Source organism: Dulcicalothrix desertica PCC 7102 (genome assembly GCF_003991905.1).
GTDB lineage: Bacteria > Cyanobacteriota > Cyanobacteriia > Cyanobacteriales > Nostocaceae > Dulcicalothrix > Dulcicalothrix desertica.
In genome coordinates this window covers 15,995-41,970 of record NZ_RSCL01000005.1, presented here as the reverse complement: position 1 = coordinate 41,970, position 25,976 = coordinate 15,995, and the positions used below count along the sequence as shown (strand labels likewise).

General features: G+C 39.1%; 20 protein-coding genes and 2 pseudogenes. 12 read left to right on the top strand and 10 right to left on the bottom strand.

The annotated features are described in order from the left end of the window. Window positions 1-58 precede the first annotated feature (58 nt). Together DSM106972_RS11585 and DSM106972_RS11580 are read right to left on the bottom strand one after the other, a co-directional pair. Complete coding sequence (locus DSM106972_RS11585) at window positions 59-1,204, bottom strand: mandelate racemase/muconate lactonizing enzyme family protein (protein WP_127080859.1); 1,146 nt, start codon at window positions 1,202-1,204, stop codon at window positions 59-61. After that, complete coding sequence (locus DSM106972_RS11580; protein ID WP_127080858.1) at window positions 1,201-1,908, bottom strand: iron-containing redox enzyme family protein; 708 nt, start codon at window positions 1,906-1,908, stop codon at window positions 1,201-1,203. Before DSM106972_RS11580 ends, DSM106972_RS11585 begins: the two co-directional genes overlap by 4 nt. A 232-nt stretch (window positions 1,909-2,140) precedes the next feature. Between DSM106972_RS11580 and lgt the strand changes: the two genes are divergently transcribed. From lgt to rlmN, 6 genes are all read left to right on the top strand, one after another. Then, complete coding sequence (gene lgt, locus DSM106972_RS11575) at window positions 2,141-3,028, top strand: prolipoprotein diacylglyceryl transferase (protein ID WP_127080857.1); 888 nt, start codon at window positions 2,141-2,143, stop codon at window positions 3,026-3,028. A 171-nt stretch (window positions 3,029-3,199) separates the two neighbouring features. Further along, a complete protein-coding gene (cobM, locus tag DSM106972_RS11570) occupies window positions 3,200-4,000 on the top strand; it encodes a precorrin-4 C(11)-methyltransferase (RefSeq protein WP_127080856.1) in 801 nt (266 codons plus the stop codon). Window positions 4,001-4,030: 30 nt separating this feature from the next. After that, complete coding sequence (locus tag DSM106972_RS11565) at window positions 4,031-4,384, top strand: phenylpyruvate tautomerase MIF-related protein (RefSeq protein WP_127080855.1); 354 nt, start codon at window positions 4,031-4,033, stop codon at window positions 4,382-4,384. Window positions 4,385-4,501: 117 nt separating this feature from the next. Next, window positions 4,502-5,053 (top strand): heme NO-binding domain-containing protein, encoded by a 552-nt coding sequence (locus tag DSM106972_RS11560; RefSeq protein ID WP_127080854.1) that lies wholly within the window; start codon window positions 4,502-4,504, stop codon window positions 5,051-5,053. A gap of 13 nt (window positions 5,054-5,066) precedes the next feature. Further along, a complete protein-coding gene (locus tag DSM106972_RS11555) occupies window positions 5,067-6,494 on the top strand; it encodes an ATP-binding protein (RefSeq protein ID WP_127080853.1) in 1,428 nt (475 codons plus the stop codon). A gap of 29 nt (window positions 6,495-6,523) precedes the next feature. After that, entirely contained in the window at window positions 6,524-7,603 is a 1,080-nt protein-coding gene (gene rlmN / locus DSM106972_RS11550) for a dual-specificity RNA methyltransferase RlmN (RefSeq protein ID WP_127080852.1), read from the top strand. Window positions 7,604-7,679: 76 nt separating this feature from the next. On the opposite strand, the gene DSM106972_RS11545 is transcribed toward rlmN, so the two are convergent. Next, window positions 7,680-8,648 (bottom strand): NAD-dependent epimerase/dehydratase family protein, encoded by a 969-nt coding sequence (locus DSM106972_RS11545; protein ID WP_127080851.1) that lies wholly within the window; start codon window positions 8,646-8,648, stop codon window positions 7,680-7,682. Between the two features lie 357 nt (window positions 8,649-9,005). Between DSM106972_RS11545 and DSM106972_RS11540 the strand changes: the two genes are divergently transcribed. Together DSM106972_RS11540 and DSM106972_RS11535 are read left to right on the top strand one after the other, a co-directional pair. Next, entirely contained in the window at window positions 9,006-9,593 is a 588-nt protein-coding gene (locus DSM106972_RS11540) for an HD domain-containing protein (RefSeq protein WP_127080850.1), read from the top strand. A gap of 207 nt (window positions 9,594-9,800) precedes the next feature. After that, window positions 9,801-10,505, top strand: a complete 705-nt coding sequence (locus DSM106972_RS11535) for a manganese catalase family protein (protein ID WP_127080849.1) — start codon at window positions 9,801-9,803, stop codon at window positions 10,503-10,505. 151 nt (window positions 10,506-10,656) lie between these two features. Here the strand turns inward: DSM106972_RS11535 and DSM106972_RS11530 are convergent, their stop codons facing one another. Further along, window positions 10,657-11,703 (bottom strand): WG repeat-containing protein, encoded by a 1,047-nt coding sequence (locus DSM106972_RS11530; protein ID WP_127080848.1) that lies wholly within the window; start codon window positions 11,701-11,703, stop codon window positions 10,657-10,659. 206 nt (window positions 11,704-11,909) lie between these two features. Here DSM106972_RS11530 and DSM106972_RS11525 point away from each other — a divergent pair. Both DSM106972_RS11525 and DSM106972_RS11520 read left to right on the top strand, forming a co-directional pair. After that, a pseudogene (locus DSM106972_RS11525) lies at window positions 11,910-12,086 on the top strand (element excision factor XisH family protein); the annotation flags it as partial. Next, entirely contained in the window at window positions 12,074-12,409 is a 336-nt protein-coding gene (locus tag DSM106972_RS11520) for a XisI protein (RefSeq protein ID WP_127080847.1), read from the top strand. The pseudogene DSM106972_RS11525 and the gene DSM106972_RS11520, both read left to right, overlap by 13 nt. Window positions 12,410-12,468: 59 nt before the next feature. Here DSM106972_RS11520 and DSM106972_RS11515 read toward each other — a convergent pair whose 3' ends face one another. Further along, the gene (locus DSM106972_RS11515) at window positions 12,469-13,389 is read right to left on the bottom strand and encodes an amino acid ABC transporter substrate-binding protein (RefSeq protein ID WP_170213570.1); all 921 of its coding nucleotides are present in this window, start codon (window positions 13,387-13,389) and stop codon (window positions 12,469-12,471) included. An 877-nt stretch (window positions 13,390-14,266) separates the two neighbouring features. Here DSM106972_RS11515 and hetI point away from each other — a divergent pair. Beyond that, window positions 14,267-15,016 carry a 4'-phosphopantetheinyl transferase HetI gene (gene hetI, locus DSM106972_RS11510; protein ID WP_127080845.1) on the top strand — a complete coding sequence of 250 codons (750 nt, stop codon included), beginning with the start codon at window positions 14,267-14,269 and terminating at the stop codon, window positions 15,014-15,016. 169 nt (window positions 15,017-15,185) lie between these two features. Here the strand turns inward: hetI and DSM106972_RS11505 are convergent. Then, a pseudogene (locus DSM106972_RS11505) lies at window positions 15,186-15,743 on the bottom strand (DUF4058 family protein); the annotation flags it as partial. Between the two features lie 150 nt (window positions 15,744-15,893). Between DSM106972_RS11505 and DSM106972_RS53340 the strand changes: the two are divergent. Further along, window positions 15,894-16,085, top strand: a complete 192-nt coding sequence (locus DSM106972_RS53340) for a hypothetical protein (protein WP_127080844.1) — start codon at window positions 15,894-15,896, stop codon at window positions 16,083-16,085. On the opposite strand, the gene DSM106972_RS11495 is transcribed toward DSM106972_RS53340, so the two are convergent. The 4 genes from DSM106972_RS11495 to DSM106972_RS11480 form a co-directional block, all read right to left on the bottom strand. Then, the gene (locus tag DSM106972_RS11495; protein ID WP_127080843.1) at window positions 16,082-17,584 is read right to left on the bottom strand and encodes a thioester reductase domain-containing protein; all 1,503 of its coding nucleotides are present in this window, start codon (window positions 17,582-17,584) and stop codon (window positions 16,082-16,084) included. The genes DSM106972_RS53340 and DSM106972_RS11495 overlap by 4 nt on opposite strands. 68 nt (window positions 17,585-17,652) lie before the next feature. Continuing rightward, window positions 17,653-19,317, bottom strand: coding sequence for a PfaD family polyunsaturated fatty acid/polyketide biosynthesis protein (locus DSM106972_RS11490; RefSeq protein WP_127080842.1), 1,665 nt, complete (start codon window positions 19,315-19,317; stop codon window positions 17,653-17,655). A 119-nt stretch (window positions 19,318-19,436) separates the two neighbouring features. Continuing rightward, window positions 19,437-24,101, bottom strand: coding sequence for a PfaB family protein (locus DSM106972_RS11485; RefSeq protein ID WP_127080841.1), 4,665 nt, complete (start codon window positions 24,099-24,101; stop codon window positions 19,437-19,439). A gap of 122 nt (window positions 24,102-24,223) precedes the next feature. Beyond that, the gene (locus DSM106972_RS11480) at window positions 24,224-25,948 is read right to left on the bottom strand and encodes an SDR family NAD(P)-dependent oxidoreductase (protein ID WP_127080840.1); all 1,725 of its coding nucleotides are present in this window, start codon (window positions 25,946-25,948) and stop codon (window positions 24,224-24,226) included. Window positions 25,949-25,976 lie beyond the last annotated feature (28 nt).

The following is a 25,976-nucleotide window of genomic DNA, read 5'->3' as shown; positions in this document are numbered from 1 at the left end:
TTGTTTGTAGCTTAATTGTAGTTTATTTGTAGTTTGATTGTCACCAATAACGCATCCGTTACATCCGTTGTATCCGTTGCCAGGTATACTTTTCTAGTATTTCATCTTTAACTTCAATTCCTAGTCCAGGTTTACGCAATAACCCACCTTTACCACCATTACCAAAACGAATGCTTTCACGACTAATATCTTCGCACAGTAGCAAGTCACCGTAAGAACCCTCAACGAAAGTTACATCATCTAGCCATGCAGCTAAATGCCTACCTGCTGCTGAAAGTATCGCAGTTTCTCCTACTTGGCATCCGAGTTGGATTTTTATTCCTGCGGTTTGGGCTAATTGTGCAATTCTTATTGTTTGGGCAATACCACCACATTTAGAAATTCTTAAGTTAAAAAAGTCACAGGAAGAAGCTGCAATTAAAGCCTCAGCATCTTCAATTGTTACTAGTGATTCGTCTACCATTTGGGGGATAGGCGCCATTTCTCTCAATTTTGCCCAAGTTTGTGGTGTACTACGTTCGATTAATTGTTCAGCAGAATCAATATTTAACTGGGCTAATTCCTCACATACTCTAACGGCGCCATCAAAATCATATGTACCATTACCGTCGATTCGTAGTGAGGTTTCTTGTCCGACTGCTTGACGAATTGCATAGAGACGCGAAAAGTCCTCTTCTCCAGTCACTTTGACTTTGATGTGTTTTAAACCAAATAATTTAAACGATTTAGCATTTTTAACGGCTTTTTCTATTGAACTTGATGTGATGGCGCCGCTATAAATAACAGTATTACGCTTAGGTGGTAAAATGGTAGATAGGGATAGGTTTTGACTTTTTAGCAAACAATCGAGTAAAGCCAATTCAAAACCAGCTTTAGCAGCATTAAACGCAATAACACCTTGACTTTTTGCCGTGGGAATTGTCTCGCTGATTTTATATAACCAAGATATATCTGGTTCTGGCTCTGGATAATCAATGTGTTTGATATGTTCCCAAATTGCCGAAGCCATAAACTGTAAACAAGATTCTACAGTTTCTCCTGTAACATAGGGACGCGCTACAGCTTCACCATAACCAATTGTACCATCTGCCGCTTTCAATTTCACAACGATGGAATCTGAATAAGTCCTAGATTTAGTGCTGTGAGAAAAAGATTCTGTAAAAGGGATTTTGAGCGGAGTTATAGTTACTTCGATAATTTTCATGTTAACATCTCCGTTTCTTTTGCTAGTGCAATTTCTCCAAAGTATCGCTTGATAAATATATTCTCACGAAACGTTATATCTAAGATAGTTTCTAAGTCATCAATTTCAAAACCGTAATATTCAACGTAATTAACCACGGAATCTAAACCTTCTTCAGCATGACGTATATCAACTTCCGAATGATGAAAAAACCATTCTAAGCTTTCTTTATCAAGTTTTCGGTACTGTTGCAGAGCCATTCCCATTTTTCCTGAAAGACGGGACAGCATCCATTCAAAACAAGTTACTTCTAACGATACCGATAGTGCCAGTTCTTTTAGTGTCCCATACAGCATTGGCTCGGAACACATTCGATGTAATTCTGCTTGTGATGAAGCTTCTATTTGTGCTTGCTTGGCATTATCTAGTCCTACTGCACTCGCTAACTTTCTCAATAAATCAGGATGGCAAATTCCTTCAGCGTCAAGTCCCAGCTCTTCTAGCATATTATGTTGAATGGTACTTGCAACAGTCGGAGGCGCCGCTGCGTAAAGAAATGCTAGTATTTGAGGACTCTTAAGGTGCGTTTTACAAAGGTTGGCAATAAATTCATCATAAAATTTAATATCTGCTACACCTGATACTAAGTGTTGAAAGCCTTCGGACAGTTCAAAGAACCGAGTTTGATTGGCATAGTGGGATTCTATTAAATTACGTATCAACATAGTTTAATATATTTTGTAACCTGACAATAATTAATTATACTTAAACTAATGTATATGTTGGGTTGCGCTTCACTTCACTCAACCTACGAACTACGAACTACAATCTAACCTGTACAGACGCAATTAATTGCGTCTCTACGACTTTTAACCCCTGTACGGGAGGGTTTACTTATATTCTGGTTAATAATAAAAAATTTCGTAAACCCGCCCCTACTACTCATAACTATTGATTATGCTATTAGATTTTCCGATTTTGCCTTTGGCGTTTCTATTCACTTCCCCAGGTCCAATTTGGTTTAAATTTCAAATTGGACCATTTCCAATTACGATTCGTTGGTATGGTTTGCTAATTGCTTCTGCGGTGCTTATTGGTGTTACGCTGTCGCAATATTTAGCGAAGCGTCGCAAGGTAAACCCCGACTTACTCAGTGATTTATCGATTTGGCTAGTGGTTGGCGCCATTCCAGCTGCACGTTTATACTATGTGATATTTGAGTGGTCAGAATATGCTAGACATCCTGAGCGTATTTTAGCTATATGGCAAGGTGGTATTGCTATTCACGGGGCAATTTTAGGTGGAACGGTTGCTGCACTTATTTTCTGTAAGCTTAAACAAGTCTCGTTCTGGCAAATGGCTGATTTAGTGGCGCCATCGCTTATTTTAGGACAGGCAATAGGACGTTGGGGAAACTTCTTTAACTCTGAAGCTTTTGGTAGTCCTACTAATTTACCTTGGAAACTGTATATTCCACCCGAAAGGCGCCCTGTAGGATTTACTAATGTTGAATTTTTTCACCCTACGTTTCTTTATGAGTCATTATGGAACCTAGGGGTATTCGCTTTGCTACTAACTTTATTCTTTAGGGGTTTGCAGGGTAAACCTAGATTGAAAGTTGGTACGTTGTTTCTAACGTATTTGCCAGCGTATAGCCTGGGTCGCTTGTGGATAGAAGGACTGCGAACTGATAGTTTAATGCTGGGTCCATTACGAATGGCGCAAGTTATTAGCTTGATAGGAATTGCTATGGGGTTAGCGGGATTATGGTGGCTTTATATTAAAAATCGTCCTTTACCCGATGTTGTCTCGAATGTTGATGAGGTAATAGAAAACAGGGAGTAAGAGCGGTTGGGGCAGTCCCCTAAAAATAAAAAATGCCCCAGAGTTTTTTTTCTCTAGGGCTTAACCAGGGTGCATCTACCAATCACTTCTACTATATATAGGGTCATCATCCGGAAAGGTACTGAGAATTTCTCAATTTTTTTTTTCTAAAACTTCTATTTTTGGGAAAATATGCGCGAATCTACGCTAGATATATGTAATAAAAATAATAATAAATACCAAAAGAATACTGTATATATTATTGGCGCCGGACCAGGAGACCCGGAACTGTTAACGATTAGAGCGAAAAATCTCTTGGAACACGCTGATGTTGTTTTATTTGCAGACTCTTTAGTTCCTCTTTCTATCCTGCAATTTTGTCGAGAGGATGCAGAAATTATTCCTACCGCGCGTCAAAGTTTGGAAGAGATTATCGAAGTGATGGTTGATAGGGTAAATTCGCAAAAGTTAGTAGTACGCGCGCACTCTGGAGACCCCAGTTTGTACAGTGCTATTCACGAACAAATGCAGCTTTTAGCTGAAGCTCATATTAATTTTGAAATTGTACCGGGTATTAGTGCTTTTCAAGCTGCTGCGGCAAAGTTGAAAGCTGAGTTAACTGTACCTGGTTTGGTTCAGACTATTATTTTGACGCGCGTTAGTGGGCGTACAGAGGTACCATCATCTGAGGAGTTATGTTCGTTGGCAGCGCATCAAGCTTCTTTGTGTTTATATTTGAGTGCGCGTCATGTTGAAGATGCTCAGGTTAAGTTGCTTAAATATTATCCAGCAGATACGCCTGTGGGTATTTGCTATCGGTTGGGATGGGATGATGAGAAAATAAGGGTTGTTCCTTTGGAGCAGATGGCTAGTTGTACGCGCGAGGAGAATTTGATTCGCACGACTTTATATATTATTAGTGCTGCGCTTGGTTCGGTTAATGCGCGTTCTCGTCTTTATGATGCTGAATATAATCGCTTGTTTCGCACATAAAATCTATTCATATACGACATAAAATCAATTATGCCTCTAATTAAAATTCAAACATCAATTCCGGCGCCTGAAAAATCTGAAGTTGAAATAATGCTCAAAGGTTTATCGGCAAAGTTGGCGAAGCATACGGGGAAACCTGAATCTTATGTGATGACTGCTTTTGAGTCTGATGTACCGATGACGTTTGCGGGAAATACTGAGCCTGCTTGTTATATAGAGGTTAAGAGTGTTGGCGCCATGAAATCTGAGCAAACACAGGCAATGAGTCAAGATTTTTGTCAGGAAATTAACCAAGCTTTAGGTGTGCCGAAAAACCGTATATATATAGAGTTTGCTGATGCGAAGGGCTATATGTGGGGCTGGAATGGCTCGACATTCGGTTAATAATATCATTTTCGTTGTGTTGTTGTAGAGACGTTACATGTAACGTCTCTACATGTTTGTTTTAGTACGAAATTGGGAATCCTGAAGTGGAAGGGATATAAAACTTTAGGATTTATTATGTACGGATTGGTTAATAAAGCTATTCAAGAATTGGTGTTTAGCCGTTTTGGTGAAGAAACTTGGCGCCAAATAAAGCAAAAAGCAGAAATTCCAACAGATACTTTTTTAAGTATGGAAGCTTATCCTGATGATTTAACACATCGCTTAGTTGTTGCAGCTAGTCAAGTGTTAGGTATATCTACTGCGTCTGTGATGGAAGCTTTTGGTGAGTTCTGGGTAAGTTATACGGGTAAAGAAGGTTATGGTGAGATGATGGATATGGGTGGGGACACCCTACCTGAATTTTTAGAAAACTTAGATGAACTGCACGCGCGTGTTGGGATAAATTTTCCTAAACTTGTACCTCCTTCGTTTGAGTGTCACGAAGTAGAGGAAAATCAACTTGAATTGCATTATCATTCTAGCCGCGAAGGTTTGGCGCCGATGGTTACGGGACTAGTTAAGGGTTTGGGGCAAAAATTTGATACTGAGGTTAAGGTTACTCAGACTACTAGTCGTGAACAAGGTTCGGAACATGACACTTTTGTAATTGAGTACAAGCCTAACTAGTACTATTAAAAACATGATTGTTCCTACCTTTAGCTTGGCGCCAGAATTGTTTGCGCGCAGCTTTCCCTTTCATATTATTTTTGATTGTGAATGTAAAATTTTGCAGGTTGGAGAGGTATTGCTGCGTATTCACCCAGAGAATTTAATTGGGTGCAATCTTTCCCAACATTTCAAAATTATACGTCCTGCTATAAAGGGGGCGCCTGATTTTGCTACAATTAGCAAACAGTCACGTTCATTATTTTTACTAGAATCGTTACATAATGGAATACAGCTAAAAGGGCAAATGATTCCTGACCAAGAACAGAGTGTCATTTTTTTTCTATGTTCGGTTTGGGTTACAGAAACAAATGCACTTGCTAAATTTGGTCTAAAGCTAAAGGATTTTGCAATTCATGACCCAATTATTGATTTTTTATTTTTACTACAAGGTCAAAATACAGCTTTAGAAGATACGAAAAAGCTGACTATTGAATTAACCCAAAAACAAGAGCAATTACAACAAGCACTTACAATTCAAGAAGTATTAGCGCAGACTGCTGAAGCACAAGCACAAAAATTAGAACAGTGTTTATTAGAATTACAACGAACTCAATCACAGCTAATTCAAACCGAGAAAATGTCAAGTCTAGGTCAACTAGTAGCTGGGATTGCCCATGAAATTAATAATCCAGTTAATTTTATTCAAGGTAATGTCAATTATATCGAAGAGTATACCCAATCTCTACTGAATTTACTTTCTTTATATCAAAAGTATTTTCCTTCGCATCCAGAAATTGAAGAATTTACAGAAGAATTAGATTTAGAATATATAATTCAGGATTTATTCAAAATTTTGTCTTCAATGAAATTAGGAGCCATTAGAATACGCGATATTGTTTTATCACTAAGAACTTTCTCACGTCTTGATGAAGCTGAGATGAAAACTGTTGATATTCATGAAGGCATAGATAGCACATTATTAATTTTATCACATAAATTTGAAAAAAAATTTAATTTTTCTCGTATAGAGATAATTAAAGATTATGGTAATTTACCATTAGTTGAATGCTATGCTTCTGAGCTAAATCAGGTTTTTCTCAATATCCTTACTAATGCGATTGACATCTTACAAAATAATAGAACTTTAGATTTAGCAAAAATTATTATTAAGACTTGTTTAGATTGCAATTTAGTTTGCGTAAGTATTAAAGATAATGGAATTGGAATCGATGAGAAATTACAAGATAAAGTATTTGACCCATTTTTTACGACTAAACCAGTAGGTCAAGGAACTGGTTTAGGATTATCTATTTGTTATCAAATCGTCGTCGATAAACATCATGGTCAACTTAATTGTATTTCAAAACCTGGACAGGGAGCAGAATTTATCATCAAAATTCCTTTATGCCAAAGCCGTCAAGCTAGGGAGGTTGATTCGGTGCAAAAAGTTCTAGGATAGAATATGCCGATGTTAAATAGTGATTTGTTATGTCTGTCTCTCCTGCTTTACCTGTTGTAAACGCTTCTACTCAAGAACCACGAACTACTATATCTATTCCACCATTACTCGGCGCCAATGTGGACGAGTTGACGAATTGGGTGGTTCAACAGGGGCAACCTGCATTTCGTGGTAAGCAGTTGCATGACTGGATTTATAATAAAGGTGTGCGAACGCTAGCTGATATTTCAGCGTTTCCTAAACAATGGCGTGCGGAACTAGCTAGTATTCCCATTGGACGTTCGACGGAACATTACCGTTCGGTTGCTTCGGATGGCACAATCAAATATTTACTGCGACTTGATGATGGGCAAATAGTTGAAACCGTTGGTATCCCTTCTGATAATCGTCTCACGGTGTGCGTATCGACTCAAGTCGGTTGTCCTATGGCGTGTGACTTCTGTGCTACAGGTAAAGGTGGGTTTAAGCGTAACCTCACACGTGCGGAAATTATAGACCAAGTTTTAACGGTACAACAAGATTTTCAGCGTCGCGTTAGCAATATAGTATTTATGGGGATGGGTGAACCACTATTAAATATAGATAATGTTTTAGGCGCCATTCATTCTATAAATAAAGATATTGGGATTGGACAGCGTAACCTTACAGTCTCAACAGTTGGTATTCGTAACCGTATTCGCCAATTTGCCCAAAACAATCTGCAAGTTACTTTAGCAGTAAGTTTACACGCTCCTAATCAAGCACTACGTACACAATTAATTCCTAGTGCCCATTCGTACCCAATTGAAGATTTACTTGCTGAGTGCCGTGAGTATGTAGAAATAACTGGGCGCCGAGCTACGTTTGAATATATATTACTTGCAGAAGTTAATGATTTACCTGAACATGCATTGGAATTATCAAGGCGCCTGCGCGGTTTCCAAAGCCATGTAAATTTAATACCTTATAATCCAATTAGTGAAGTAGATTATCAACGTCCGAAAACTGAGCGTATTAATAATTTTGTAAAAGTTTTGAAAGATAAGCATATTGCTGTGAGTGTTCGTTATTCGCGCGGTTTGGAAGCTGATGCTGCTTGTGGACAGTTGCGGGTTAACAAGGTTGGTTAAATATTAATACAATTGTGTTTGGGACGGGCAGGGATGCCCGTTCCACAAGATAATTTTGTTCAATTAGGCTTTAAAATTAAGGTTGTGTCATTTCTAATAGTCCTTGTTGGCGTGAGATAACTGGTGTGTAGCCAAGTTCGCGTCGTGCTTTTGTATCATCTACGGTAACTTCAGAACCTATCATAGATAAGGCTGTTCGAGTGACTGGAGGTGAACCTTTGAGGTTTAACAAGTTCCAAGCAGTCTCTAAACTCCATGCGAATTTCCAAACTAACCAATGCGGTACGCTAAGTCTTCCTGGCTCAACTCCTTGAGTTCTGACTAGCTCTGTAATAAAGCTGCGGAACTCTACAGGTTTGCCGTCGGTAATAAAGTAAATTTCACCTCCCTTTCCTCGCTCTGCTACACAAATAAGTCCTTCACACAAGTTTTTGACGTGGCAGGTAGAAATAGGATAGCGACCTCCAGATATCCAAGCAAAACTACGATTACGCATAGCTTTGACAAAGCGTGCCATTAATGTTGTGTCTCCTTTTCCCCAGACAAAACGGGGACGAACTACCATTGTTGTCAGTTCATTTGAATTTGCTTCAACAACCTTTTTCTCTGCAATTGCTTTAGTAAGTGCGTAATAACCTAATTGTTTTGCAGGAAGAGGATGAGTTTCCGAGGCATTGATGATTGGTTTTCCTCCGATCAAAACAGCGTCGCTACTGACATAAACAAGGCGCCGTACACCTGTTGCTCTTGCTGCTGCGATGGTTTGCTCTGTTCCATTAATATTGACTTTCTGGAAATCTTCTAAAACTCCCCAGTCATCTACCTTTGCAGCTGCGTGAAAGACTATTGCACATCCAGACATTCCAGACTTCAGTGCTTGTAAGTCATTGATATCCCCGCTTATGGGAGTGGCGCCACAATCTCTTAGAATAGGAATTTCTGACTCCCATTTGACGAGTGCGCGAACTTCAATACCTTGTTGAACAAGATTTGTAATTAGGTTACGTCCAACAAATCCAGAACCACCAGTTACAAAAACACGCATTATTTTATCTCCTAAAATTTAGTATGCTTACTTTTTGGGACTTATTTTTTACAATTTATTGCCCACCTACTTACATGAAAGTTATTTCACGGTTATTGCTCCCCACCGTAATTAGGCGTTAAATCAATTTAAAACTTTCATAAAATATATTTGAGTAATAGGAAATTGTTCCTATATAACAACAGCTAGAATTTTGTATGAAGTTAAAGTCTATCTCAACACTACTTCTTACGACCGCATTTCTTGTTACAATTGCATAATTAATACATGTACAAATATAACAAAAACTGGAAATAGCCTTTTCCAGGCGTTGGCTATACTAAAAATTACTTTGAATCTTGTATTTCATTTAAAAGTATGACGAAAAACCCCAAATTAACATCCCGTTTTGAAGCTGCATTAGTATATGCAACCCAACTTCATGCTACCCAAGTACGTAAAGGTAGTGGTATTCCTTATATCAGTCATTTATTAAGTGTGGCAGCATTGGTAATAGAAGACGGGGGTGATGAAAATGAAGCTATCGGCGCCTTGCTTCATGATGCAGTTGAAGACCAAGGAGGCGCCAAAACTCGTGAAGAAATTCGTCTTCGTTTTGGTGATGAAGTAGCAAACATCGTTGATGGATGTACTGATGCGGAAGTAATACCAAAGCCACCTTGGTTTGAACGTAAACAAAAATATATTGATAACTTACGGTATGCTTCACCTTCGGTAAGACGAGTATCGCTTGCAGATAAATTGCATAATGCACGTTCGATACTAGCAGATTGGGATAAAACAGGGGAAGCGGTTTGGAGTAAATTTAAAGGTGGCAAAGAAGGAACGCTTTGGTACTACCGCAGTTTATTAAATATTTATAAAGAAGCTCAACCAGGTTTTTTAACTGATGAACTAGAGAGGATAGTGACGCAGTTAGAAGAAGCTAGTGGTTTGTGTAATTAGAAAGAATGCAATGAGTTCAAATTGATAGATGCTCACAAAGTTGGGTTTAATTGCATAAATTAGCTAATACTTTTGATGTATATATTTAATATATAAATATCACTACAGGCAGAGGATTAAGCTTCATATTTGTAGTGAAATTGAATGTGAGTTTAGTCAATTTTAACTGATTTTTCTTCACGACAGTACACGCATAGGAATGTAGGCATGTTTTTTCATAAGAAAGACCCGATTCATACTGTAAAGATTGATGAACCAAACCCTCGTTTTGCTCAACTACTTTTAGAGCAATTTGGTGGTGCCACTGGAGAATTAACAGCAGCTTTGCAATATTGGACACAATCGTTCCACTGCGAAAATGCAGGGATTCGGGATATGCTGCAAGATATTGCATTAGAAGAGTTTGGGCATTTAGAAATGGTGGGCAGAATGATTGAAGCTCATACCAAGAATGTTGATCAAACCGAAGCATATAAAAGTACTCTATTTGCGGTGCGCGGTGTGGGACCTCATTTGCTAGATAGTCAAGGTAATACTTGGACTGCAAGCTACGTTAACGAAGGTGGTGATGTAGTACGTGATTTACGAGCTAACATTGCCGCTGAAGCTGGCGCCCGTCAAACTTATGAAGAGTTGATTAAGCTATCTACCGATGAAGGTAGTAAAAAAACATTAGTGCATTTGTTGACACGAGAAATTTCTCATACGCAGATGTTTATGAAGGCACTAGATTCTTTAGGTAAGCTAACCGACCCGATGTTTGGCAATATTCAACCTGATAACACAGTTGATATTTACTATAATTTGTCTTCTGGGAATCAGGAAAATGGTGTAAACCAAGATGAACGCGGTCCTTGGAACTCTGAGCCAACATTTAAGTACATCGCTGACCCAGTTAAGGCTGGTTCATAAGTTTTTCCAATAACCTGCAATTGTGGAATGGGCATCCTCTGCAATTGTGGAATGGGCATCCTCTGCAATTGTGGAATGGGCATCCTTGCCCGTTCCGAATTAAAGGGCGGGCAAGGATGCCCGCTCCACAAGAGCAAAATTTTACTAAGTGCTAATTGGTGGGGTTCCAGATGAATTCACCTTGTTTATTAATGTAACCGGCGCCACCACGGGCGTACACTAAAGCTAATTCATCTGTGAATGCGAGTGCTAAATCAAATTGCGGTGCAATAACCATTTTTCCGCTTTTGTCAATAAAGCCATATTTATCGTTGACTTTCACTGCTGCTAACCCTTGCGAGAAATTTGTGGTTTTATCATATTGTGCAGGAACTACCATTTCACCCTTCGCATTGACAAAACCCCATTTTTGCCCCACTTGTACTGCTGCTAAACCTTCGGTAAATTCCCAAGCATCGTTGAACAGAGGTTCTATAACATATTTACCTGATTGGTTAATATATCCGTATTTATCGTTTACTTGTACTGCTGCTAGACCTTCGGTAAATCTCAAAGTGCTTTCAAACTCAGGTTGAATGACTATTTGACCATCAACATTTATATATCCCCACTTATTACCTACTTGCACAGCAGCTAGTCCTTCGTGAAAATGCAAAGCTGCTTCAAACTGCGGTTTAATTACTGTTTTACCTGTGTAATCAATATATCCCCATTTATCGTCAATTTGTACTGCTGCCATTCCATTTTTAAAAGCTAAGGCACCGTCATATTGCGGTTGAATTACGACTCTTCCTTCAGAGTTAATAAATCCGTATTTATCTTTAATTAAAACTAATGCTACACCGTTTGCAAAAGCATATGACAAACGGTATTTTGGCGAAATTACTTTTTTACCCTTCGTATCTATATAACCATATTGCTCGCCAACTTTTACTTGTGCTAACCCATCAATAAAACCCCAAGCTAAATCATACTGTGGAGGGATGACAACCTTTCCATTTTTATTTATGAAACCGTATTTACCATTTTGGACAATACGATATAGCGGGGATGAAATTTGATTATTTCTTGATGAGTAATTAGTTTTATTTTCATAGTTGTTTTTGAGAGTCGATGCTGTTACTTGCTGGTCGTAGCTAATAACATTTATGGCGCCGAAAACAGCCATATATATTGATAATGCCTTAATTTGCTTCATAATTAATTACACCAGTCCAGAGATACTAACAGATTGATTCTGCTTCTCAACTGTGACATGATGTGTAAAAAATTTGTTTCTCACGGAAGAAAATTAGCAACGGATTATTAACGGATGTAACGGATGATTAATTCGTGAAAGCAGCCGCCTAACAGTATTGACTATGGTACTATTTTACTAGTGTTTACTAGCTACAGTTTCTTAACTATCGCACTGGTCTTAGAGAAAAAGACCCAGAGCGTAAGTTGTATTTGGCTGTTGATACAATAACTTATAATGATTTTTTTACACTTCCGTTTACACAGCTTCAAATCCAAGAATATAAATTAAAGATAGTAATTTATGATACTGATACTGAGGAGATTGTGAGATGGATAAGTTAGAGAGATATAGAGAATATGTTCAAGAATTTCTGGTAACACAAGGTAGTTATAAGCCTTCTTACGGAGATGTGGAAGTAGAGCAAGTTTTTGATACAGTACGTGACCATTATCAAATTGTTCATGTTGGCTGGGAAAATAAGCAGCGTGTATATGGCTGCTCGATACATATAGATATAAAGGATGAAAAAATTTGGATTCAGTGGAATAGCACAGAGATAGATATTGCCTCGGAACTAGTTTCTATGGGAGTACCTAAGCAGGATATTGTGATTGGTTTTCATTCTCCTTTTAAACGGCAATTTACAGATTATGCTGTGGGTTAGCAGCCTTTGCCGGGAGCTTGACTGTAGCACACCTGAGACGGATGTGCTACATAATTTTATTACAAGTCGTTTTTAGGAATTTCTTGACGTGACTCAATAACTAGCTGCATTGTCTCTATTGCTAAATCACGTAAGTCTTGGTTTAGAAAAATGGTACCTTTGGCGCCGAATGAGCGGTCAAATATTGCTACGTTACGAGGATTACCGTTTATGACTCCTTGCATAAATTTAATTAGCGCAAAGTTCACAGAGTCCAGAAATCTTGAATTGTTCTCTGGTACCATACACGCAATACCTTCACGCGAGAAAGGACGGTCGGGTACTATTTTAAAAGCATCATGATTCTTCTGCAATTGCAGCCACCCTTCAGAGAGAATACCATCCGATGCAAAAGCGTCTATTTTTCCTTGTTGCAGTGCTGTGTAAGCTTCGTCACGACTTTTGAAGTTTACAAGCTGTGCTTTAGGTTGCACTTTACGAATTACCTGTTCGTTTGTAGTTTGCGGCAATACTCCAACCCGCTTACCTAACAATGACTCAGGCGTACCGAGTGTGCTATCTTTTTTTACTAGTAACTGTGTACCTGTGACGGCATAACTGACGGAAAAATCAACTTGCTTGTCACGTTCCCAAGTAAAGCTGCTGGCATCGCACACTATATCAACTTTGCGAGTTTGAATTTGGGGGATTCGCTGTGCAGGAGTAAGTTTAACTAGTTTGAGTTGAATTTTTCTGCCTAGTTGTTTCTCCAATTGTTCCTTAACCATTACCAGCATGTCTATCGAGTAACCTACTGACTGTCCTTTGCTATCTACATAAGCAAAGGGAATTGCGTCTCTGCTAGTACCTGCTGTTAATACTCCTGTGCGCTTAACTCTTTCCATGACTGTTTCTGCTTGTGCTGGACTCAGTACAAAAGTACCGCTAACCAGACTCAGTAATGTAACGGCGGCAAGAAATAGCGATTTATGTTTATGCATCCGTGTCTCGAACATACTATATGCCTGTTTTTTGTTGATGATGCATTAAAATACCGCATTTTACTCGCGCGCGTACATCACAATCTGATACAGATTATCTACACTCGCTCGTGAAGGCGCCTGTTTCTCTCTAGTAACCCATCGCTTTACATATCAAGGAAACTATTTATTGATTATGCTTTTATCAATGCACTTGTTAATGCTTTTACTGATATTTACCTATTACTTATAAATAAAAGTATGAGATGTTTTAAAAGCATACAGTGTTTATGAAATTGTGGAGGGATGTTACCTTTAGTAAATCAATTAAATGTTTTTATTTCAGATTTTCATAACTTTTTCTATTTACTTTCACATAAAAGTAATTACAATAGAGAGTTAACAGCGGTATGAAGCATCAATAACTATTTTTAGCTCAACTGACAGGAGAGTTGCTACACAATTGGAATAGTTAGTGTTGCATGACCTAAGTGCTAGCTAAAGTTAGTCTAATTATCATTTATATGCTTCTGTATGTGTAAATTTACAGAGACATTTTTTGTGTAGAACTAAATTTTCTAGATAGATATTATTACGTTAATTTTTTTGAGGATGTCTGAAAAATACTCGGCTAGTAATATAGATTGTTGTAATCTCCTAAAGTTCCCATTAAAAAGGGAATTGCGTATTAAATCTCATAGTCCCCCTTGTCGGGAGTATCGCAATTACTGCGTAAATTTTCAGTTAAAAAGAGCATAACAGACGTAAAGAAACCTGGTTTCTACGCAAAATTGTTGTTGTGGTTCGGATATATCGGTGAAGAAACCAGGTTTCTATGGTTTCTGGGTTGCCGTTCCCTATTGCCAATTCCCTCAAGTATCAATAATCTAAAATAGACATGCAAAATTCTAAACTGCGTACCTTGGTGACAGATAGCAATTCTCAGTGGCTAACTGCTCCGGCTGAATTATCCTTGTTGCAAGACGAGATTCATGTTTGGCGAATGGAGCTTGACCAGCCAGAGTCTAAAATAAAACAATTTGGCAAGCTTCTTTCTGAAGACGAACTCGCGCGCGCTGAACGTTTGTACTTTCAACAGCACCGACAACGTTTTACAGTTGGTCGCGGTATGTTGCGAACCATATTAAGCCGTTATTTAAATGTCACACCACAAGAAATACAGTTTGCTTATGAAGCATTTGGTAAGCCGGTACTAGCAGAACCATTTAAAGATAGTCAAGTGTGGTTTAATTTGTCTCATTGTCAAGGGATGGCGCTGTGTGCAGTATCTCTTAACCGACCAATTGGGATAGATTTAGAGTATATTCGACCAGTAACTGATGTTTTAGTACTTGCTCAACAATTTTTCTCAGCTTCGGAGTTCGCGGTGATGAAATCGCTTCCTCCTAACCAAAAGCAAGAAGTATTTTTCCGTTACTGGACTTGTAAAGAAGCATATCTTAAAGCTACCGGCGCCGGAATTTCTCAACTGCAACAAATAGAAGTTTCGCTAACTCCTAACGAAGGAGCAAAAATTAACAGTGCTTCAGATTGGAGTTTGCTGGAATTAGTACCTGCACGCGGTTCTGTTGCTGCTATCGCTGTACAGGGCGCCAAGGGTCATCTAAAGCGCTGGCTATATAATTAGCAACTCCCAAAATTAAATGAACCATCTGGAATGGGGCTAATCTTGTGGAATGGGCATCCTTGCCCGTTCCAAACTGCTTGTTTTATTTCAAAGCTTGCCCGTTCCAAACTGCTTGTTTATATTTCAAGGGCGGGCAAGGATGCCCACCCCACAAGAAAAATTTTGCCTTTTACCTTAATCCTTGCGTGCGTAAAAGTGTATCTAGCCAATCTTTATCTGTTTTAGACAAGCCAGGAACAGGTTCTTGATGATAATCAATAACTAAATCATAGCTAGCACGGTCATATAACTCGTTTAATATAGTTTGTAAATCAAGTATCGGTTCTACATCTCCTTCACGTAAGGGTAGTAGAAAAGATGGGATAGGGTTTTGTATATTAAAAGCATATAAATCGGCTTGGGGGCGCCGTTCACTACGACTAACTAAAATCCGATAATGGCTTTTAATGGTAGTTCCTATAATTGGTAATGGTACTCCACCTCGTAATAAGTCTACCTCTACTAAATGCGTATTACTACTTAATACTCGCTGTCGTTTAGTTTCATAAGCTGAACGCCCCTCACCCGACCGTTTATTTTTGGGGGATAAAATTTCAATTGTGGTGACTACTTCTTTTGTTTCTACTCGTTTTACTTCTAAATATCTTTCCTTAATTTCTTCAGCAATAGGGAGAGTAACATTTATTGGTTGAACTCTAGGTGTAGCTACGGTAGCATTAGTTGTATTGGCGCCTGTTGTTTGACGTTATTCATCTTAATTTTATAAGTGATTTTATATACGACTAACCGCGTATATACTTAATTTTTTTTAAATTATTTTTTATATAACTGTTCAATACAGACTGACGTTATAGTCAAAACGGCTTACAAGTTTACTTTGAAATTTCGTGAAAATCTTGAAGATGCTACCCTCCGGGAAAACTGCGTCCTTCGTACCGAGCGCATGACAGAAGTACCAATTTTACCCATTCGCAGTATATATATTAATGCACGTAGAGACTTTACATGTAACGTCTCTACGCGCGTGTGTTTGTGCGTTTCGTGCGTGTGCCTACTAGAGGCGCCTTAAATTTGGGGCATCTTTAAGAAACCAGATTGAATTAGATAACTAGCGTAAGTCATGAATAATCTTGAATCAACTGGCGCGCAAGTTATGGAACTGTCAGCAAGCGCTTTTTGTGTTGCTTCACAGCTAATTATTGGTCGATTTGATTTTAGGTATAAATCGGGGATGGTGAGTTGTTTTTCTGACCAACGCTCAAGTAGAAATGGTCGGAGTGTGTATAGGGGGTTGTCGGGAGAAGTTATATTTAATAGTTGGTTTTGCCATTCTTGGTAGGGAACGAATTTGATGGGGATACCAAATTGGCTAATCCAGTTTACCAGGTCTTTTAACGGCGCTGGTTCTGGATGCTGTAAGTTAAATGCTTTGCCTAATGATTCTTTTTGTAATGAGAGATAGACGATAGCTTTACTTACATAGTCTACTGGGGACATATCCATCATGTAATCGACATCGGGGAAGCACCCCATTTGGATACAACCTTTTGCCATTAAATTAATGAAATCATCTATATTACCGACACCTGTTTGGCTATGTCCGGCAATTAATGGGGGACGATGGATAGTAACGGGAAGTCCACGGTCACGCGCGACTTTGACGAGTTTTTCTGCTACCCATTTAGTTTGTGAGTACCCAAGGAAAATACCTGAATATTCGTTAAATTCATCGTCTTCTTTGACGACTTTACCAGCGTAGAAGGGAGACTCAAACACAGCAACACTTGAAACATAGTGCAGTGGTTTCGTTTTTATTGTGCTTGCCAAGCGTATTACTTCTTGAGTACCGAGGACGTTGGCTGTTTTTAGCGCTGAATATGGATATACATAATTGAGTGTTGCTGCACTATGGTATACGGCATCCATGTTTGCCGCGAGCATTTCAAACCCTTCTCGGCTAATTCCTAGTAGCGGTTGTGATAAGTCTCCTAGAATGGGTGTGATTCTGCTATCAAAGTCCGAAGACCAGATTGCATATTTTTGTAAATTTTGCTTGAGTTTATTCTTTCCTGCTGATTCATCCGCAGCACGCACTAAGCAGTAAACGTCAGCATCTGTTTGTGTTAATAATTCATAAATTAAAAAGGCGCCTAAAAAGCCAGTACCACCTGTTAAAAATACGTTGTCTGGGTAGGATATAAAATCACTAATGTAAGGTGAAGCTGGGTAAATACGTGGGTCTAGTACTACTTCTGCTTGTAAATCTACAGTTACGCTTTGTGTTGCACTACTTGAATCTTCAGTATTTTCTTGGCAATCTTCGGCTAAACGTTCTGCTAAGGCTTCAATTGTTGGGTAGTGCCATAATAATACGGGTGATATTTCTACACCAAACACTTCTTGTGCTTGTGTAACTAATATCATCGCGCGGGATGAGTCTAAACCATAATTTTCTAAAGGTAGCTGTACATCAATTGTATTTGGCGCCACTGATAGCAATTCAGCGAGTTTTGACACCATCCATTCTTGAATACCTTCTGCGGTAAACAACTTGTTGGGAGTAACCATTTATTTGCCTCTGTTTAAAATGTTTTTTTGGTACAGACGCGATGTTCCTCGCGTCTGTACAGGGATATTTAATTTAAAGTTGAGTTGACTGGATAGTATTGAGTGTAGGAGTCGTGGAGTTGTAGACCTTGTAGTTTTAGGCTTTGGATACGGTATAAGTAGCCTGCTCCGATCATGATATGGTTGGCTATATCTACTACATGGCGGTTTTTGACTTCTTCTAAGTATGAACCTCTTACCCAGTCGTTAAAACCACCCATTGCTGGCCCACACCAAATTTGATAGTCTGCTTCGCGTCCTTTTTCTCCTGAGTTTGACCAGCGTGAAGATAACCCTAAGTACCAACGGAATATCAATGCCATTTTGAATTTGGGATTGTTTACTGCTTTGGCTAGTTTCTCAGGGTTGCGTTGTGTTAAGTATGTAACTGTTCCTTCCCAAACTTCGGCAATACTTTTGCGGAAGACTTGCTTTTCCAGTTTTTCACGTTCGGCAAGGGGAATTTCTTCGATTGAGTTATAAGCTCTATATAGTTCATAAAGCTTTTGCGCGCGCATGGGAAACATTGTGCCGCGTTTGAGTACTTGTAGTTTGACGCCCATTTCAAACATGTCTGCTGCTGGCGCCATCATTACGTCTGCCATTTCTGCTTGTGCAAGTAGTTTTTTTGTATACTCACAACTACCTGATTCTACGCACGATTGATTGATGGAACCTGTGACGATGTAAGCGGCGCCCATCATAAAACCTGCTAGTGCTGATTGGGGATTGGCAATTCCACCAGCTACTCCAATACGAATTGGTTGTTTATAATTATACTGCGCTTGAATTTCATCACGTAAAGCTATCATTGAAGGCAATAAACACACTAATGGTCTATTATCTGTATGACCACCTGAGTCTGCTTCGACGGTAATGTCATCTGCAACAGGTACTTTTTCTGCTAGTAATGCTTGATGTTCGGTGATTAAACCTTGTTCTACAAGCTGTTTGAGTATACGTTGAGGTGCAGGTTGCAAAAATTTGCTTGCTACTTCTCGACGTGAAACTTTCGCTATAATTTTGTTTTTGATTTCAATTTCGTTATTAGTATTTAATCCTAATCCGGCTGCACGGTAATGAACTATATTAGGAGTTAAATCTAGAAATGCTGAAGCTTCAATAGTGCGTACACCGTATTTGAGGTATAACTCTACAGCGCGACGTTCAATTGAAGGTTCGTTAGGACTATGAATTAAATTAAATGCGTAGGGCCCATTCGGTAATGCGGTTTGAATGGTGTTAATAGCTGCTTCTAGTCGGTCGGGAGTTAAACCTCCGGCGCCGAATGAGGCAAGTATTTTGGCTTTACCTAATGCTATTATCATTTCTTCTGATGCAATACCACCTGCCATTGCACCAGTGCTATAAGCATATTTGACACCGTGAAATGATAGAAAGTTGGGGTCTCCTAGGTTTGATGTGGTAGTAGGCGCCACTACTGCAAGTAATTCTACTGATTTATCAGTGTTGTCTGTGGCGTAGGTGTAGCCATCATTTGTAACGCCTATTTTCCCCTCATGCCTAATAATATAACAAGGTTGATTTAAGCTTAAGAGTTTATTTCTAATGCTTTGAGGGTCGAACGATACGCACGAAAGTGAACCTTTCCATGTTTGGTTTTGATAAAAGGAAAAGGCGTGAAAGTTTAAGCCGTTATCGTGTAAATTTGTGACTGTATCTACAGTTTTCACGTAATGTATTCCTTTGAGGTATTCAAATTAACGCAGAGGGATGAGTAAAAGTGCTGAGTGCTGAGTTAGAAATTAGGAGTTAAGAGTTAGAGGTAACACTCAGCACTCAGCACTCATTACTATTCTTTTAATAAATTTTGGGCGCAAGCAATTTGTAATTCGATGATTTCGCTCATTTGCTTGCTAAATTGTTGTCTGGATTGTAAGAAGGCTGCGTGATTTTTACTGATGCTAGAGTTGTTTGTATTGAGCTTGGATAAGTGCTGCGACATGCGCTGTGTTGAAATGTTAGAACAAGGTGTTATTTGCTCTAATTTTTGTATAGTAATGGGTTGGTTATAAGATGGTTCTGGAGCTTGTTTGGTTGCTTCAGATAACTTTTCAAATTCTATTGCGGGGGTCGAATTTAAACTGTTATTCGTAACCTTTTCCATTATGAATTCCTTTTGTGTTATTTGAGGCAATTTTGGAGGTTGGTTAGTGATGGGGTAATTTTGGAATTTTTGACGGTTTTGTGCGTCAAGAATTTTTTCGATGATGTTTTGTCCACCTGTGGTGACGGTTTTCATGGTGACTTTATTGGTTTTGGCGGTTTCTTGGGTGTAGAGGGGTTCGAGGTTAAGTTGGACTTGATGGGAGAGTAGTTTTGCTAATGCTCTAACTATGGAGGTGTGGTCGTCTACTCCTCGACGGTTTAAGGGAATGGTGATGTGCGGTTTGTTTTCTAATATCTTGTCTATCCAGCGTGAGCATACATTCCCTGAACCTGTTTCTAAGAAGATTTTGGCGCCGTTATCATAGACTTGGTTAACAAGACGGGGAAAATCAAGTGGTTCGCATAAACATTTGCCAATACTTTGAGCAATTGTATCGGTGTTTAATGCTATTTCTTGGTAGCTAGCACTTGAATAGAATTTTACATTTGGTAATTGTTGCGCTGGTAAGGTATTGAGTTTGACGATTTCTGAATATTCCGAACGCATTGCTTCGTTGTGAATGGCATGGTTAAATGGCGCCTTAAATGCGTTACAACCAAGTGCTTTGATGGTGCGTTCTATGGCTTGGGTGTCACCTGCTATGACAACTTCTTCGGGTGTATTGATTTGTGTTAAATAAACGCGCGGTTCATTTTTGAGGTATTCGCGCACTTTATTTGGGTCTGCCATTAATAGGTAAGTACTCCAAAAACTATCATCGTTTGATTGATGTACTGTGGGCATTCCCCAATATTCACGCACGGCATTTTTGGCGCCTGATACTCTATCACTAAATAATGATGAAGTGTGAAAAGCGTTGATACCTTTGCTAAAGTCACTCCATACTCCAGAAGATGACATCATACTTGTTTCACCCAAGCTATAACCAAATACATGCTTTGGTTTGACCTGGAAATCGTCACACATAATTGTTGTCATTAAGCGCGCGAACCCCATATCTGTCTCGAAAATAGCAAGCGAGTCTTCGAGATATTGTTTTTCGAGGGTTTCAAGTTGACGGGTGGTAAGTTTGTTGAGACTACGTGGGAAGACTAATTGAGCAATATCAGCTACGAGACTATAAAGACTTTTGATTACTTTGTCTTCATGAACATGCGGAAACAAACGGAATAAATTGCGACTAATGCCAATGTAGGAATTAATTGCAGCCGGGTAAATATAAGCTACTTCACCGTGTTTACCGAGTGGCTTCGGAGTAAAATAACTACCTAGAGGTGTTTGCCAATCTTCCCCGGTTTCAAATGCTTTTTTTAGTCCTGTGAGCGCGTTGTCTATTTCTTTGCTTACTTCTACTTGGTTACGTCCAACTATTGCGAGAGTATAGTCTGGGTTGTTACTGGTTTTAAAGGTTGTGAAAGTTTGATTAGCTAGTTTTGCAAGATTGATGGAATTATTGCCAATTTGGTTTTGGAGATGATTGAGTTTTTCAAGTAAGTCGTTTGAATTGCTTCCTGCGATTGGGAATAAGTAAAATGGCGTTTGTTCTAAATACTTACTTGGACGCTCTACTTGTTCGGGTTCTTCAGATAAGATTACGTGAGCATAAGTACCATCTATGCCAATACTGTTAACGGCAGCAACTCGCTTTTTGACATATGAGTTTAAAAACCAAGGACGTGATTCGGGAGCTACGTAAAAAGGACTTCCTTGCCATACTGCTTGGTTTTTTACACCCGTCCATTTGGGTGTTCCAGGAATGTATCTATGATATAGACATAATGCTGTTTTGATTAAGCTGGCAATTCCTGATGCTACAAATGTATGACCAATATTCGATTTGACGCTTCCCAAAGCACAGTTCAATCCATGCTTACCACGATACGCTTGTAGTAACCCGGCAATTTCTGCTTCGTCTTCTTGTGCTACACCACTACCGTAAACTTCTACATACTCAACTTCGTTTGGTTGAACGTTAGCTATTTGTAGTGCTTGCTGTGAGACTTTGTGTACTTGTGCTGAATCCGGAGTAGTGAGACGCTTGTCTAAAATATCTGTTGTGGTGGTGTGCTGTTGGCAAAGACTAACTGCATCAATTACTGCATAAGTACGATGTTTTTCTTTACTATCATGACGCATTAGTACCACGGCGCCTGCACCTTCACCAATATTCCAACCGTTGGCTTTTTGGTCGTAGCTGAGAGTATTGATACCAGTGTTAATTGGCGCCATTTTGTTGCGTAACAGTACATGTTCTAAACCACCAGCTAAATCAACTGCTCCTACCAATACTGCATCAACTTCCCCAGTTGTTAATAAATGCTGGGCAATCTCCAATACTTTGAACGTGGAATTTTCACCCGCAGTTATAGTAAAAGTTGGGCCCGTAAAATCCCACAACGCACTAATTCGACTTGCCATGATGTTAGATATGTAACTAACATGCTCGCTGATTTCGACTTTGTGGTGAACTGCATCTTTAACAACTGTTTCAAGCTCATTAACTGTATCTTTATGTAAGCAAATTTCACTCTTCTCTAAACCTTCTTTAACTTGCCAGTCTAAATTCCACCTTTGCTGCAACTGATGCACAGAATATTCGGTTTCCGTGGCAATTAACACCGCGACATTGGCGCCTTCAGAGATTTTCGCATCTTGTAACGCCCGGTCAGCGACTTTCAACAGTAATAATTGCTGCGGATTCAATTTTGCTAATTCTAATGGTGGTATTTTATACCCTAATGTATCAACATCAAAATTCTGAATATATGCTCCCTGTGGTGCTTTGCCATCAGGTAGACCGTATTGAGACAACAAATCATGTTGCTGTTCTATACCATGCCAACGCAATGCAGGCAAAGGAACAAACAGAGAAGTACAGTCATAGATACTGCGGTCAAATGCATCTAAACCGTTACAATTACCGAAAATTCCATCCATTCCCACAATTGCCATCTTCGTAAGTGGAAGTGGTTCAGAAGAATTTGTTGGATGTGTAGTCATTCCTTGTTCGAGAATGATATGGGCATTTGTACCGCCAAACCCAAATGCACTAATTGCCGCACGCTTAATATTTGCTTTACTCGACCAATTAGTAGCACTACGAACAACATTTTTGGCAGAAATGACGTTATTTGCTGTTCCCGTCGGTTCTTTAACATTAATAGTGGCAGGAATGACACCTTTGGACATACTCAAAAGTACCTTAGCCAAACTAGGAGCTGCTGCTGCTGTTAAAAGGTGTCCAATATTAGCTTTCACCGAACCTACAAGCGGTGAAGCTTGATGCTTGCCAAAAAAAGTTTCAACTGAATTAAACTCTGTAGTGTCACCAAGTAAAGTACCTGTAGCATGACACTCCATATAATCAATATCGCGTGGGCTTAAATTCGCTTCACGATATGCGCGCTCGAAAGCTAAAACTTGACCTTTGGAATTTGGACTTAAAAGGTGTTTACCACGTCCATCGTTAGATAAACCATTTCCAGCAATAACCGCATAAATTCTGTCACCATCTCTTACAGCATCACTATAACGTTTGAGTACAAACATTCCAGAGCCTTCAGCAGTTATCAACCCGCGCGATGATTTATCAAGCGGACGACTACTATCATTATTTTCGGGATAACCTTGAATAGTCGAAAACAACATCCTGATAAATAGTGGGTCAGCAGCGCTAATACCACCAGCCAGCATCATATCTGCTTTATGCGTCCATAAATAATGCGATGCTAACCGTATCGAATATAAAGGTGAAGAACAAGCTGCGTCTATACTCATATGAATATTCGATAAAGATAGCGCTTGGGCGATCACAGCCGCTGGCAAACCCGATATCATGGCATTATGAGTTGAGGCGCCACCGTTACCAAGTGAAGGTAAATCAAAGTCTGTTTTTAGCAACTCACCAACAGCAGGCGCCAAAATTTGCTTATAAATAGGAGCAAACAAACGATTGGAATACTTCGTAGGTAAAGAAAGAGTGCCTAATATGACCCCGCACTTTGCGAGTATTTCAGAATTATTTAAATAACCACTATCTCGGAGTGCTTGCTGTGCAACATAAAGCGACCATTTAAAAGTGTTGTCGAGACTGTCAAGAAAAGCTGGAGGAAGTTTGTAACCTTTGCTATCAAACTTAAAATCACGAATAAAGGCGCCTCGCAATGAGTAAAATTTATCAGGATTACCTTTTACTGGGTCATAAAATACACTTGGCTCTACACCAATTTCTTCAGCAGTAATTGTTGAAGTAGAGTCTTTTTGCTCGATTAAGTTATGCCAAAACTCATCAGGGTTTTTGGCATCGGGAAATAGGCAAGAGTATCCGACAATAGCAATTTTTTCCACGATTTATAGCTCTGTTAAAAATAAGTGAAATGACATGAGTTGATCCCCCCCTAACCCCCCCTTAATAAGGGGGGGAACAAGAGCAAATTCTTAGCCCCCTTTATTAAGGGGGGTTGGGGGGATTATCCTAACAATTTAGGCAAAATAATTCCTTTTGTTCCTAGCAATCGCAGGAATACTTTACCATTAGCATCATGAATGATAAAATCAGCACTTATTCCTGTTGCTGTTTTTTGCTTAACTTCGCAGGAGACATAATATAGTTGATTAACAGGAATTTCTGCAAACTGTTCAAATTTATCCATTTGACCAGGTAAACAGATTTGATTATGGTAGTGATATAACCAAATCCATAAGGGGTGTGTACTCAAGTCAGTTGCATAAGGATTAAGCCAATCAATTGGAAATTGACCAGCAACTTCGCTGCTAATAGGTTTCCATAGACATTCAGCGGTAATTTTTTCAGGGGAGATATTTAGTATACGTTGGATTTCTTGGAAAGTGGCGCCATGAAATAACGATGATGGGTCTTGCTGGTAAAATTGTTTACCACGCAATGTAATTATATTGTCTTCCTCAGAGTTAAAGTTATTATAGATAGGACAAGGAGGAAGTTCACGAACTAACTTAATTGCTGCACTAAAGTGATAGTTAAGTTTACCATTTGGGAGTTCGCTGACAATTTGGGCTTGTAGATTAACTTCTTGTCCGTCTACCTTGCTAATTTCTTTTAATTCTACAATATGTTCGGGCGCCATAGCTGGGCTAAAAGTAATACCCTTTAGCACCTTGAAATTAGAGTCATTAAAAAATATATATCCTGGATAAAGTTCTTTACAAACATTAGAAATCCAAGATACAGCACAAGTTGCAGGTAAAACTAAATTACCAGAAATTGTATGGTCAAGTAAAAAAGGGTTCGCTTCAGCTAGCAGACGACGACGTACTTTATAATTGCGTAGCTCTGTACTAAGAGGTATAGGAGGTAAAATCATTGGACTACCAATAACCACCTGAGTACTATCGTGATAAATGGGGTTAAGTTCATTAACCAACATTTGAGTACCTGCATCTACAGGGATAATATCAATACCTCGACGTGCAAACTCTTTCTTTAACTCCGGTGTCACCATACCGCTATCCCAACCACCCCAGTTAATAGCGACAACATGACATTCAGGATTTTGTTGCTTAACTAAGTGAGCAGACTTATTGAGAATTTCATTTGCAATAGCGTAATCAGACTGTCCGATGTTTCCGTAAAAACCTGTCACCGACGAAAACAACACCAAATGCTGTAACTGACTCGCAGGAATACTATTAAGTAAATTTTCTAAACCTTGAACCTTAGCAGTATAAACCTTCTCAAAATCCTCGCTAGTTTTTTTCTCAATTAATTTATCAGCCAAATTACCTGCACCGTGAATAATACCAGTAACAGCACCAACCCTAGCTGCTGCTTGCGGAATTTTCGCTTTTAAAGCAGCAACATCAGTTACATCCACACTTAAATACTCAGCATTACCACCAGCTTCTTTAATAGCAACTAAAGTTTCCTTAATTTCGCGACTCGAAGCAATCTGATTATATAACTTTTGAATACTCATCGGAGTCGGTTTACCACCAGTGGCAATAAAATCCTCCATAATGCGCTTCTTCAAAACAGCCTCATCAAAACAACCCTTAGCAAAATCAGGTTCATTATCAATTAACTCAGACCGACCCAACAAAATAAACTTACAACGATGCTGTTGTGCCAGCTTAATCACACATTTAGCAGTAATACCCTTAGCACCACCGCTAACAACAAAAACAGAAGAAGGATTTACTTGAACAAGTGTTGTCATATTTAGAAAAGTTAGGAGTTAGGAGTTA